The following is an 11,110-nucleotide window of genomic DNA, read 5'->3' on the forward strand; positions in this document are numbered from 1 at the left end:
CCGCCACAGAGGCATTCGCCCACAAACTCGTGGGAGCGCGATGAACCCAGTGGATCACCCGCATGGTGGGGGTGAGGGTAAAACAGGGACAAGCGGTCATCCTGTATCGCCTTGGGGCACTCCGGCTAAGGGCTATAAAACTAGAAAGAAAAAAGCTAGCGACAAGCTCATCATTTCCAGAAAGAAACATAAATAAAGGGTTAAAGAATGTCTAGGTCAATTAAAAAGGGTCCTTTTATAGACGACCACTTGATGAAAAAAACGCTCAAGGCAAAAGAGGGTAAGGATAACCGCCCGATTAAAACATGGTCTAGAAGAAGCACCATTTTGCCTGAAATGATTGGTTTTACTTATAATGTGCATAACGGAAGGGTTTTTGTCCCTGTGTATATCACAGAAAACCATGTGGGTTATAAGTTAGGGGAATTCGCTCCTACAAGAACTTTTAAAGGGCACAAAGGCAGTGTCCAAAAAAAGATTGGCAAGTAAGGGGGTAGAATGAGTAAAGCGTTATTAAGATTTGTGCGGTTGTCTCCTACGAAAGCCAGATTGATTGCAAAGCAGATTCAAGGCATGAACGCTGAATTAGCGATCGCTAGTTTGGAATTTACGCCCAATAAAGCGGCCAGAGCGCTTTCAAAAGTGGTGGCTTCTGCGGTCGCTAACGGCTCTTTAGACGCTAAGAGCGCTCTGATTGTTTCTTGCAGAGTGGATGCTGGTCCTGTGCTTAGGCGCTCCATTCCAAGGGCTAAAGGCAGAGCCACAGCCATTAGAAAGCCAACATCTCATGTATTCGTAGAAGTAGCAGAAGGGAAAGAAATGAAATCTTCTAAAAGCCATAAAAAAAATCAAGCAGAAGGTAAGTAGGGCATGGGACAAAAAGTTAATCCGGTAGGTTTAAGATTAGGTATTAATAGGAATTGGACTTCCAGATGGTTCCCTAGCGCTCGCACCGCTCCAAGCAATATTGATGAAGACAATAAGATTAGGAAATTCCTTAAAAAAGAGCTTTATTATGCCGGCGTGAGCGAGATTGTGATTGAAAGAGCGGCTAAAAAACTGCGCGTTACGGTCGTAGCGGCTCGCCCAGGGCTTATTATTGGTAAAAAAGGCGTGGATATTGAAAAAGTCAAAGAAGGCTTAAAAACGCTCATCAAAAAAGAAGTCTCCATTAATATTAAAGAAGTCAAACGCCCCCAAGCTGACGCCCAATTAGCCGCAGAAAATGTAGCCACCCAGCTAGAAAAAAGGGTCGCTTTCCGCCGCGCGATGAAAAAGGTCATGCAAGCGGCGTTAAAATCCGGTGCTAAAGGGATTAAGGTGCGCGTTTCTGGCCGTTTAGCAGGGGCTGAAATCGCTCGCACCGAATGGTATATGGAAGGGCGCGTGCCTTTACACACCTTAAGGGCTAAGATTGATTACGGCTTTGCTGAAGCGATGACAGTATATGGTATTATTGGCGTGAAAGTGTGGATTTTCAAAGGGGAAGTTTTGCAAAAAGGCATCCAATTTGAGAAAAAAGAAGAGGCTAAAGAAGAAAGAGAGCCTAGAAGAAGCAGAAGAGGGAGGCAATAATCATGTTAATGCCAAAAAGAACAAAATACAGAAAGCAAATGAAAGGGCGCAATCGCGGGAAAGCCCATCGGGGTAACTCTATTGCGTTTGGGGATATTGCGATTAAAGCCATAGAGCATGGGAGGATTGATTCACGCCAGATTGAATCCGCAAGGGTGGCTATGACAAGGCACATTAAAAGAGCGGGTAAGGTGTGGATCAGAGTATTCCCTGATAAGCCTTTGACCGCTAAGCCTTTAGAAACCAGGATGGGTAAAGGTAAAGGCTCTGTGGAAAAATGGGTGATGAATATCAAGCCGGGCAGAATCGTTTATGAAATGCTAGGCATTGAAGAAGGACTAGCGAGAGAAGCTTTAGCGTTAGCTCAGAGCAAACTTCCTTTTAAAACCAAAATTGTAACTTGTGAGAGCGAAAATGAAATATACTGAATTGAAAGATAAGAGTATCAAGGAATTAGAAGAGTTGTTGCATGCTAAAAAAGCGGAGCTTTTTGAGTTGCGCGTTAAGTTAAAGGCTATGCAATTGAGTAATCCTAACGAGATTAAGAAAGCCAGAAGAAATATCGCCCGCATTAACACAGCCATTAATGCGCATTATTCTTCTAGCGTTGAGTAAAAAAGGGTAAGCAATGAATACGAAAGAGCCACATAAAAGGCTGGTGCAAGGCAAGGTTATCAGCAAGTTTGCTGAAAAAAGCGCTGTGATTCTTGTGGAAAGAAAAGTGGTGCATGAAAAATACCGCAAAATTGTTAAAAAGTTCAAAAAATACACCATCCATGATGAAAACAATCAGGTGAAAGTAGGGGATTTTGTGAGCGCGATTGAGTGCAGACCGCTTTCTAAAACCAAGTCTTTCACGCTTAAAGAAATTTTAGTAGTGGGAGTATAAGCATGATACAGAGTTTTACAAGATTGAATGTCGCTGACAATAGCGGCGCTAAAGAAATCATGTGCATTAAGGTGTTAGGAGGCAGCCACAAACGCTATGCGAGCGTGGGCAGCGTGATCGTGGCTTCCGTGAAAAAAGCCATCCCTAATGGTAAGGTGAAGCGCGGTCAAGTCGTCAAAGCCGTTGTGGTGAGAACGAAAAAAGAAATCCAAAGGAAAAATGGTTCTTTGGTGCGTTTTGATGACAATGCAGCAGTGATCTTGGACGCTAAAAAAGATCCGGTTGGCACAAGGATTTTTGGGCCAGTGAGCCGAGAAGTGCGTTACGCTAATTTCATGAAAATTATTTCTCTAGCGCCGGAGGTTGTATAATGAAAAGCGGAATCAAAAAAAATGACATGGTGAAAGTCATTGCAGGAGACGATAAGGGTAAGGTCGCTAAGGTTTTAGCGGTGTTGCCTAAGACTTCTCAAGTGGTTGTTGAAGGGTGTAAAGTGGTGAAAAAAGCGATTAAACCTACTGATGATAACCCTAAAGGGGGCTTTATTCATAAAGAAAAGCCCATGCACATTTCCAATGTGAAGAAAGCCTAAGGAGTTGGATACATGTTTGGTTTGAAACAATTTTATCAAAATGAAGTGAGGGCAAAACTCGCTCAAGAATTAGGCATCAAAAACCCCATGCTTTTACCCAAGCTAGAAAAAATCGTTATCAGCGTGGGCGCTGGGGCTTACGCAAAAGACATGAAAATCATGCAAAATATCGCGCAAACGATTTCTTTGATTGCAGGGCAAAAAGCGGTTATCACTAAAGCGAAAAAATCCGTTGCAGGCTTTAAGATCAGAGAAGGCATGGCGGTAGGGGCGAAAGTTACCTTAAGGAATAAACGCATGTATAATTTCTTAGAAAAACTGATTGTGATTTCTTTACCCAGAGTGAAAGACTTTAGGGGGATTTCACGGAATGGTTTTGATGGGTGCGGGAATTACACCTTTGGGATCAATGAGCAGTTGATTTTCCCGGAAGTGGTTTATGATGATATTATGGTCAGTCATGGCATGAACATCACTATGGTAACTTCTACAGACAACGATAAAGAAGCGTTCAAGTTGTTAGAATTGCTTGGATTGCCTTTTGCAAAAGTGAGATAAGGGGTTGATATGGCTAAAAAATCAATGATAGCAAAGGCTCAAAGGAAACCAAAATTTCAAGTAAGGGCTTATACCAGATGCCGCATTTGCGGGAGACCTCATTCGGTTTATAGGGATTTTGGACTTTGTAGGGTGTGCCTAAGAAAAATGGGCAGTGAGGGACTCATCCCAGGCTTGAGAAAAGCTAGTTGGTAAGGATAAGATATGGTAAATGATATAATTGCAGATTCATTAACTCGTTTGAGAAACGCTTCTATGCGCCGCTTGGAATTCACACAGCTTTATTACGCAAAGATCGTGGTTTCTATTTTAGAGATTTTTAAAGAAAAAGGTTTCATTAAAGATTTCAACATCAAAGATAAAGACAAGAAACAATCGGTTTATGTGCAATTGGCTTATGATGAAAAAGGGCATTCAAAAATCAGCGAAGTGAAGCGCTTAAGCAAGCCCGGTCGCCGTGTGTATAAACAAAAAAACGAGTTGAAGCGCTTTAAAAATGGCTATGGTGTGATTGTGGTAAGCACTTCTAAAGGGGTGATCACCAACGAAGAAGCTTACAGACAAAATGTCGGTGGCGAAGTGCTTTGCAGCATTTGGTAAAGGATTGAAAATGTCAAGAATCGGGAAAAGAATCATTGAAATTCCAAGCTCTGTGCAAGCGAGCGTTGAAGGGAGCAAGCTTCTTTTTAAAAACAGCAAAGAAAAGCATGAGTTAGAAACCCACAACCGAGTGAAAATCACGCTTGAAAACAACCAATTGAGCTTCCAGCCTGTGGGCGAAGACGCGCAATCTAGGGCTTATTGGGGGACTTATGGAGCGTTAGCCAACAACATTGTAATAGGCTTAAGCACCGGCTTTAGTAAGACTTTAGAAGTCAATGGCGTGGGCTATAAGGTGGCTTTGGGCAATAAAACTTTGGACTTGAGTTTGGGTTTTAGCCACCCGGTGAAATACCCCATTCCAGCAGGGATTGAAATGGTGGTGGAAAAAAACACGATCACAATCAAAGGGAGCGATAAGCAAAAAGTAGGGCAAGTCGCCGCTGAAATCAGGAGCTTCAGACCCCCAGAGCCATACAAGGGCAAGGGCGTGAAATACAGCGATGAAGTCATTATTAGAAAAGCTGGTAAAACAGCTAAAAAATAAATAAGGTGGAGTGATGAACGCGAAAGCATTGTATAAAAAGAAAGCCTTAAGAGATCGCCGAAAATTAAGGATTAAAAGCAAGCTCTTGGGCGATAAATTAAGGCCTAGGGTGAGCGTTTTTCGTTCGAATCGCTATTTCTATGCGCAAGCGATTGATGATGTTAAACAAAGCACTATAACGCATATTGACGGCAGGAAAATGGGCTTTAAAAACACGCAAGAAGACGCTAAAAAATTAGGCGCTCTCTTCGCTGAAGAATTGAAAAAAGCAGGGATTGAGCGAGCGGTTTATGACAGGAATGGTTACCTCTATCATGGCGTGGTGGCAGCGTTTGCTGAAAGCTTGAGAGAGAACGGGATCGCTCTATGACAGAAAGGAAAGGTATGGAAGAGATTAACAGAGAAGAGTTTCAAGAAGTCGTTGTGAATATTGGCCGTGTAACCAAAGTGGTTAAGGGCGGTAGGCGGTTTCGTTTTAACGCTTTAGTGGTTGTGGGCAATAAAAATGGGCTTGTAGGCTTTGGTTTGGGCAAGGCTAAGGAAGTCCCTGATGCGATTAAAAAAGCGGTAGATGATGCGTTTAAAAACCTGATTCATGTAACGATTAAAGGCACGACTATCGCTCATGACATTGAGCATAAATACAACGCAAGCCGTATTTTACTCAAACCGGCAAGTGAGGGAACGGGAGTGATTGCTGGGGGTTCAACGCGCCCTATCGTGGAATTAGCAGGCATTAAAGATATTCTCACCAAATCTTTAGGCTCCAACAACCCCTATAATGTGGTGCGCGCGACTTTTGACGCTTTAGCGAAAATCAAGGCGTAGTTAAAAAGGATATGATGATGGGATTAGAAAATTTAAAACCGGCTAAAGGTAGCGTTAAAAAAATCAAACGAGTGGGCCGTGGTCAAGGAAGTGGGATGGGAAAGACTGCCACAAGAGGCGGTAAAGGCCAAACCGCAAGGACAGGCTATAAGGCTAAAAGAGGCTTTGAAGGGGGGCAGCAACCCTTACAACGCCGTTTGCCTAAAATAGGTTTTAGGACTAAAGATTCTCATATCTATTCTATCAATGTAGAAAAGAATGAAGCGATTAAGGATTTAGAAGAAATCACTTTTTCAAGCTTGCACGCTTTACACCATTTCCCCCTTTATATTGAAGGCGTGAAATTGATTGGTAAAGACGCTAAAAACTTGGCTTCTAAAATTAAAGATGAGAGAATCAAAACAAGCGGGCAGAAGTAATGCCCTTATCAGCTTGATTGGAGAGGAATAAGTTAATATGAATAAAGCTATTGCCAGTAAGATACTCATCACTTTGGGTTTTTTATTTCTCTACAGAGTCTTAGCTTATATCCCCATTCCTGGCGTAGATTTAGCAGCGATCAAGGCTTTTTTTGACAGCAATTCCAACAACGCTTTGGGGTTGTTTAACATGTTTAGCGGGAATGCGGTTTCTCGCTTGAGCATCATCTCTTTGGGTATCATGCCCTATATCACTTCTTCAATTATCATGGAGCTTTTGAGCGCGACTTTCCCCAACCTGGCTAAAATGAAAAAAGAGCGAGACGGCATGCAAAAATACATGCAAATTGTGCGCTATTTGACCATTTTAATCACTCTAATCCAAGCGGTGAGCGTATCAGTAGGCTTAAGGAGCATTAGTGGAGGAGCCAATGGAGCGATCATGATTGATATGCAAGTCTTTATGATCGTTTCAGCGTTTTCTATGCTTACAGGGACGATGCTGCTCATGTGGATAGGGGAGCAAATCACGCAAAGGGGCGTGGGGAATGGGATCAGTCTCATTATTTTTGCCGGGATTGTTTCAGGGATCCCATCAGCTATTTCAGGCACATTCAATTTGGTCAATACGGGCGTAATCAATATCTTAATGCTCATTGGTATTGTGCTGATTGTTTTAGCGACTATTTTTGCGATTATCTATGTGGAATTAGCTGAGCGCAGGATCCCTATTTCTTATGCGCGTAAAGTGGTGATGCAAAACCAAAACAAGCGCATCATGAATTACATTCCCATTAAGTTGAATTTAAGCGGGGTGATCCCCCCTATTTTCGCTTCAGCTTTGCTCGTGTTCCCTTCTACGATTTTACAGCAAGCCACAAGCAACAAAACCTTGCAAGCGGTTGCGGATTTTTTAAGCCCGCAAGGGTATGCGTATAATATTTTGATGTTCCTACTCATTATCTTTTTTGCTTACTTTTATTCTTCTATCGTGTTCAACTCTAAGGATATTGCGGATAATTTAAGGCGTAATGGCGGGTATATTCCAGGGCTTAGGCCTGGAGAGGGGACTTCATCGTTTTTAAATTCTGTAGCGAGTAAGCTCACTTTGTGGGGTTCATTGTATTTAGCGCTCATTTCTACCGTGCCTTGGATTTTGGTTAAGGCTATGGGCGTGCCTTTTTACTTTGGAGGCACGGCGGTGCTGATTGTGGTTCAAGTCGCTATTGACACCATGAAAAAGATTGAAGCGCAAATTTACATGAGCAAGTATAAAACTTTAAGCGCGGTAGGCTTTTAATGGCGATCTCTATTAAAAGCCCAAAAGAAATCAAAGCTCTAAGAAAAGCCGGGGAATTAACCGCTCAAGCGTTAGCCCTTTTAGAGCGAGAAGTAAGGCCTGGGGTTTCGCTTTTAGAGCTGGATAAAATGGCTGAAGATTTTATCAAATCCTCCCATGCCAGGCCTGCTTTTAAGGGGCTGTATGGATTCCCCAACTCTGTGTGCATGTCCTTAAATGAAGTGGTTATTCATGGCATTCCTACGGATTATGTTTTACAAGAAGGGGATATTATAGGCTTGGATTTGGGGGTGGAGATGGATGGCTATTATGGCGATTCGGCTCTCACGATTCCCATAGGCGCGATAAGCCCGCAAGATGAAAAATTGCTCGCTTGCTCTAAAGAGAGCTTGATGCATGCCATTAGTTCAATTAGAGTGGGCATGCATTTTAAGGAGTTGAGTCAGATTTTAGAGGGCGCTATTGTAGAAAGAGGCTTTGTGCCTTTGAAGGGATTTTGCGGACATGGCATTGGTAAAAAACCCCATGAAGAGCCAGAAATCCCCAACTACCTAGAAAAAGGCGTCAAACCTAATAGCGGCCCTAAAATCAAAGAGGGCATGGTATTTTGCTTAGAGCCTATGGTGTGTCAAAAACAGGGCGAGCCTAAAATACTAGCGGATAAGTGGAGCGTGGTTTCAGTGGATGGGCTTAACACAAGCCACCATGAGCATACTATCGCCATAATTGGCAATAAAGCAGTGATTCTTACGGAGCGTTAATGGCAAGAGATGATGTTATAGAAGTGGATGGGAAAGTGATTGAGGCGTTGCCTAACGCCACTTTTAAGGTGGAATTAGACAATAAGCATGTGGTGTTGTGCCGTATTTCTGGAAAGATGCGCATGCACTATATCAGGATTGCTTTAGGCGATAGGGTCAAGCTAGAGCTTACGCCCTATAGCTTAGACAAGGGTCGGATAACTTTTAGATATAAATGAATTTAAGGGTTATTTCAATGAAAATATGTTAGTATAAAAGTTTTTAGTAGTGCCTAATTTTTTCAAAGGAGAACAATCATGAAAGTCAGGCCATCAGTGAAAAAGATGTGCGATAAGTGCAAAATCATTAAAAGAAGGGGCGTTATTAGAGTGATCTGCGCTACCCCTAAACACAAACAAAGACAAGGATAAAGCATGGCAAGGATTGCTGGTGTGGATTTACCAAAAAAGAAGAGAGTGGAGTATGCCCTTACCTATATTTATGGGATTGGGCTTAAGAGTTCCAGAGAGATTTTAGAAGCGGTGGGCATTTCTTTTGACAAGCGTGTGCATGAATTGAGCGAAGATGAAGTGTCTAGCATCGCTAAAAAAATCCAGCAAAGCTACCTAGTAGAGGGCGATTTGCGTAAAAAAGTTCAAATGGATATTAAATCTTTAATGGACTTAGGGAATTATCGTGGGATCAGGCACCGTAAGGGTCTTCCTGTGAGAGGCCAAACCACTAAAAATAACGCTAGGACTCGTAAGGGTAAGAAAAAGACCGTGGGCAGCAAGTAGCAAATAAGGAGATGATGATTTAATGGCTAAGAGAAATGTAATGGCTAAAAAGAAAGTAGTCAAAAAGAATATTGCTAGAGGGGTTGTTTATATTTCAGCGACCTTTAACAACACCAACATCACTATCACTGATGAAATGGGCAATGTGATTTGCTGGAGCACGGCGGGCGGTTTAGGGTTTAAAGGCTCTAAAAAATCCACCCCTTATGCGGCCCAACAAGCTGTAGAAAGCGCTCTAAGCAAGGCTAAAGAGCATGGCGTTAAAGAAGTAGGCATTAAGGTTCAAGGGCCAGGCAGTGGGCGTGAGACCGCTATTAAGAGCGTGGGCGCGACAGAGGGCGTTAAAGTGCTTTGGATTAAAGACATCACCCCGCTCCCTCATAATGGTTGCAGACCCCCTAAAAGAAGAAGAGTGTAAGGAGGCTTTATGGCAAGATATAGAGGCGCAGTAGAAAGACTAGAAAGGCGTTTTGGGGTTTCTTTAGCTTTAAAAGGTGAAAGGCGATTGAGCGGGAAGAGCGCGCTAGATAAAAGGGCTTATGGACCAGGCCAGCATGGGCAAAGACGCGCTAAGACTTCTGATTACGGGTTGCAATTGAAAGAAAAGCAAAAAGCTAAAATGATGTATGGCATTTCTGAAAAGCAATTTAGGAGTATTTTTGTGGAAGCCAATCGCTTGGACGGCAATACGGGTGAAAACCTTATCCGTTTGATTGAAAGAAGATTGGACAATGTCGTCTATCGCATGGGGTTTGCGACCACTAGAAGCTCTGCTAGGCAATTAGTAACGCATGGGCATGTGCTTGTGGATGGTAAGCGTTTGGATATTCCCTCTTATTTCGTGCGTTCAGGGCAAAAAATTGAGATCAAAGAAAAAACCAAGAGCAACCCTCAAGTGGTGCGCGCGATGGAATTGACAGCTCAAACAGGGATTGTGCCATGGATTGATGTGGAAAAAGATAAAAAATACGGCATCTTCACCCGCTACCCTGAAAGAGAAGAAGTGGTTGTCCCTATTGAAGAAAGACTCATTGTAGAATTGTATTCTAAGTAAGGGGTTAGAGCATGAAAGTTATCAAAACAGCACCTTTGATCCCATCAGAAATTAAGGTGCTAGAGAAAGAGGGCAATCGGGTTAAGATTTCTCTGGCTCCATTTGAGTTTGGTTACGCTGTTACGCTCGCTCATCCTATTAGAAGGCTCTTGCTTTTAAGCTCTGTGGGGTATGCTCCCGTAGGTTTAAAGATTGAAGGCGTCCATCATGAGTTTGATTCATTAAGGGGGGTTACTGAAGACGTGTCGCTTTTTATCATGAATTTAAAGAATATCCGTTTTATAGCCAAGGCGTTAGTGGGGCAGGATAGCTCTTTAGAAAACCAATCGGTTGTGGTGGATTATTCTTTTAAAGGGCCTATGGAGCTTAGGGCTAGGGATTTGAATTCTGAGCATATAGAAATCGTCAATCCTGAAATGCCTCTAGCCACAATCAACGAAGACGCTCAATTGAATTTTTCGCTCATTATCTATAAAGGAATGGGGTATGTCCCAAGCGAAAACACAAGGGAATTGATGCCTGAGGGTTACATGCCGCTAGACGGCTCTTTCACGCCGATTAAAAAGGTCGTTTATGAGATTGAAAATGTTTTGGTTGAGGGCGATCCCAACTATGAAAAAATCATTTTTGATATTGAAACAGACGGGCAGATTGACCCTTATAAAGCGTTTTTGTCAGCGGTGAAAGTGATGAGCAAGCAATTGGGTGTTTTTGGCGAAAGGCCCATTGCTAACACGGAGTATTCAGGCGATTACGCCCAAAGAGATGACGCTAAAGATTTGAGCGCTAAGATTGAGAGCATGAATTTGAGCGCTAGGTGTTTTAATTGCTTGGATAAAATCGGCATCAAGTATGTGGGCGAACTCGTGTTGATGAGCGAAGAAGAGCTTAAGGGTGTGAAAAACATGGGTAAAAAATCCTATGATGAAATCGCTGAAAAATTGAATGATTTGGGCTATCCGGTGGGCACAGAATTAAGCCCTGAACAAAGAGAAAGTTTGAAGAAAAGATTAGAAAAATTAGAAGATAAAGGAGGTAACGACTGATGAGACACAAACACGGATACCGCAAGCTTGGGAGAACCAGCTCGCACAGAAAGGCGTTATTAAAGAATTTAGCAATCGCTTTGATTGAGCATAACAAAATTGAAACAGGGATTTATAAAGCTAAGGAATTGTGCAGTTACATTGAGAAATTAACGACAGCGGCTC

General features: G+C 42.6%; 24 protein-coding genes and 1 pseudogene. All 25 read left to right on the plus strand.

Annotated features, from left to right (window positions below):
* Nucleotides 1-196 (plus strand): annotated as a pseudogene (locus DV63_RS0209385) (50S ribosomal protein L2); the annotation flags it as partial.
* A gap of 11 nt (nucleotides 197-207) precedes the next feature.
* Nucleotides 208-489, plus strand: coding sequence for a 30S ribosomal protein S19 (rpsS, locus tag DV63_RS14430; protein WP_000091385.1), 282 nt, complete (start codon nucleotides 208-210; stop codon nucleotides 487-489).
* A 9-nt stretch (nucleotides 490-498) separates the two neighbouring features.
* The gene (gene rplV / locus DV63_RS14435; RefSeq protein ID WP_000030367.1) at nucleotides 499-867 is read left to right on the plus strand and encodes a 50S ribosomal protein L22; all 369 of its coding nucleotides are present in this window, start codon (nucleotides 499-501) and stop codon (nucleotides 865-867) included.
* 3 nt (nucleotides 868-870) lie between these two features.
* Nucleotides 871-1,575, plus strand: a complete 705-nt coding sequence (rpsC, locus tag DV63_RS14440; protein ID WP_000529972.1) for a 30S ribosomal protein S3 — start codon at nucleotides 871-873, stop codon at nucleotides 1,573-1,575.
* Nucleotides 1,576-1,577: 2 nt separating this feature from the next.
* Nucleotides 1,578-2,003 carry a 50S ribosomal protein L16 gene (gene rplP, locus DV63_RS14445; protein WP_000928961.1) on the plus strand — a complete coding sequence of 142 codons (426 nt, stop codon included), beginning with the start codon at nucleotides 1,578-1,580 and terminating at the stop codon, nucleotides 2,001-2,003.
* Nucleotides 1,990-2,190 (plus strand): 50S ribosomal protein L29, encoded by a 201-nt coding sequence (gene rpmC / locus DV63_RS14450; protein WP_000877884.1) that lies wholly within the window; start codon nucleotides 1,990-1,992, stop codon nucleotides 2,188-2,190. Before rplP ends, rpmC begins: the two co-directional genes overlap by 14 nt.
* Nucleotides 2,191-2,203: 13 nt before the next feature.
* On the plus strand, nucleotides 2,204-2,464 hold the full coding sequence (gene rpsQ, locus DV63_RS14455) for a 30S ribosomal protein S17 (protein WP_001092746.1): 261 nt from the start codon (nucleotides 2,204-2,206) through the stop codon (nucleotides 2,462-2,464).
* Between the two features lie 2 nt (nucleotides 2,465-2,466).
* A complete protein-coding gene (gene rplN / locus DV63_RS14460) occupies nucleotides 2,467-2,835 on the plus strand; it encodes a 50S ribosomal protein L14 (protein WP_000616110.1) in 369 nt (122 codons plus the stop codon).
* Nucleotides 2,835-3,056: a 50S ribosomal protein L24 gene (gene rplX / locus DV63_RS14465; RefSeq protein WP_000834959.1), complete on the plus strand. Its 222-nt coding sequence runs from the start codon at nucleotides 2,835-2,837 to the stop codon at nucleotides 3,054-3,056. The genes rplN and rplX overlap by 1 nt, the downstream gene beginning before the upstream one ends.
* Nucleotides 3,057-3,068: 12 nt before the next feature.
* Nucleotides 3,069-3,614 carry a 50S ribosomal protein L5 gene (rplE, locus tag DV63_RS14470; protein ID WP_000467379.1) on the plus strand — a complete coding sequence of 182 codons (546 nt, stop codon included), beginning with the start codon at nucleotides 3,069-3,071 and terminating at the stop codon, nucleotides 3,612-3,614.
* 9 nt (nucleotides 3,615-3,623) lie between these two features.
* Nucleotides 3,624-3,809, plus strand: coding sequence for a type Z 30S ribosomal protein S14 (locus DV63_RS14475; protein WP_001085694.1), 186 nt, complete (start codon nucleotides 3,624-3,626; stop codon nucleotides 3,807-3,809).
* Nucleotides 3,810-3,818: 9 nt separating this feature from the next.
* Nucleotides 3,819-4,214 carry a 30S ribosomal protein S8 gene (gene rpsH / locus DV63_RS14480; protein WP_000245802.1) on the plus strand — a complete coding sequence of 132 codons (396 nt, stop codon included), beginning with the start codon at nucleotides 3,819-3,821 and terminating at the stop codon, nucleotides 4,212-4,214.
* A 10-nt stretch (nucleotides 4,215-4,224) separates the two neighbouring features.
* Nucleotides 4,225-4,761, plus strand: coding sequence for a 50S ribosomal protein L6 (rplF, locus tag DV63_RS14485; protein WP_000086592.1), 537 nt, complete (start codon nucleotides 4,225-4,227; stop codon nucleotides 4,759-4,761).
* A gap of 13 nt (nucleotides 4,762-4,774) precedes the next feature.
* Nucleotides 4,775-5,131: a 50S ribosomal protein L18 gene (gene rplR / locus DV63_RS14490; protein WP_000991865.1), complete on the plus strand. Its 357-nt coding sequence runs from the start codon at nucleotides 4,775-4,777 to the stop codon at nucleotides 5,129-5,131.
* 14 nt (nucleotides 5,132-5,145) lie between these two features.
* On the plus strand, nucleotides 5,146-5,589 hold the full coding sequence (rpsE, locus tag DV63_RS14495; protein WP_001860543.1) for a 30S ribosomal protein S5: 444 nt from the start codon (nucleotides 5,146-5,148) through the stop codon (nucleotides 5,587-5,589).
* 17 nt (nucleotides 5,590-5,606) lie between these two features.
* Complete coding sequence (rplO, locus tag DV63_RS14500) at nucleotides 5,607-6,008, plus strand: 50S ribosomal protein L15 (RefSeq protein WP_001951315.1); 402 nt, start codon at nucleotides 5,607-5,609, stop codon at nucleotides 6,006-6,008.
* 37 nt (nucleotides 6,009-6,045) lie between these two features.
* Nucleotides 6,046-7,308 (plus strand): preprotein translocase subunit SecY, encoded by a 1,263-nt coding sequence (gene secY, locus DV63_RS14505; RefSeq protein ID WP_001030187.1) that lies wholly within the window; start codon nucleotides 6,046-6,048, stop codon nucleotides 7,306-7,308.
* Nucleotides 7,308-8,069 (plus strand): type I methionyl aminopeptidase, encoded by a 762-nt coding sequence (gene map / locus DV63_RS14510; RefSeq protein WP_001008108.1) that lies wholly within the window; start codon nucleotides 7,308-7,310, stop codon nucleotides 8,067-8,069. Before secY ends, map begins: the two co-directional genes overlap by 1 nt.
* Nucleotides 8,069-8,287, plus strand: a complete 219-nt coding sequence (infA, locus tag DV63_RS14515; RefSeq protein WP_000090248.1) for a translation initiation factor IF-1 — start codon at nucleotides 8,069-8,071, stop codon at nucleotides 8,285-8,287. Before map ends, infA begins: the two co-directional genes overlap by 1 nt.
* Before the next feature lie 78 nt (nucleotides 8,288-8,365).
* Nucleotides 8,366-8,479 carry a 50S ribosomal protein L36 gene (gene rpmJ, locus DV63_RS14520; protein WP_000868339.1) on the plus strand — a complete coding sequence of 38 codons (114 nt, stop codon included), beginning with the start codon at nucleotides 8,366-8,368 and terminating at the stop codon, nucleotides 8,477-8,479.
* A 3-nt stretch (nucleotides 8,480-8,482) separates the two neighbouring features.
* Complete coding sequence (gene rpsM, locus DV63_RS14525; RefSeq protein ID WP_000090809.1) at nucleotides 8,483-8,845, plus strand: 30S ribosomal protein S13; 363 nt, start codon at nucleotides 8,483-8,485, stop codon at nucleotides 8,843-8,845.
* 22 nt (nucleotides 8,846-8,867) lie between these two features.
* A complete protein-coding gene (gene rpsK, locus DV63_RS14530) occupies nucleotides 8,868-9,263 on the plus strand; it encodes a 30S ribosomal protein S11 (RefSeq protein ID WP_001129279.1) in 396 nt (131 codons plus the stop codon).
* Nucleotides 9,264-9,272: 9 nt separating this feature from the next.
* Entirely contained in the window at nucleotides 9,273-9,899 is a 627-nt protein-coding gene (gene rpsD, locus DV63_RS14535) for a 30S ribosomal protein S4 (protein WP_000135247.1), read from the plus strand.
* A gap of 11 nt (nucleotides 9,900-9,910) precedes the next feature.
* A complete protein-coding gene (locus tag DV63_RS14540; protein ID WP_000864528.1) occupies nucleotides 9,911-10,945 on the plus strand; it encodes a DNA-directed RNA polymerase subunit alpha in 1,035 nt (344 codons plus the stop codon).
* Nucleotides 10,945-11,110: bL17 family ribosomal protein (locus DV63_RS14545; protein WP_020982446.1), on the plus strand; the 166-nt coding region annotated here is incomplete at its 3' end. The genes DV63_RS14540 and DV63_RS14545, both read left to right, overlap by 1 nt.

The organism is Helicobacter pylori FD535 (assembly GCF_000296015.2).
GTDB lineage: Bacteria > Campylobacterota > Campylobacteria > Campylobacterales > Helicobacteraceae > Helicobacter > Helicobacter pylori_CT.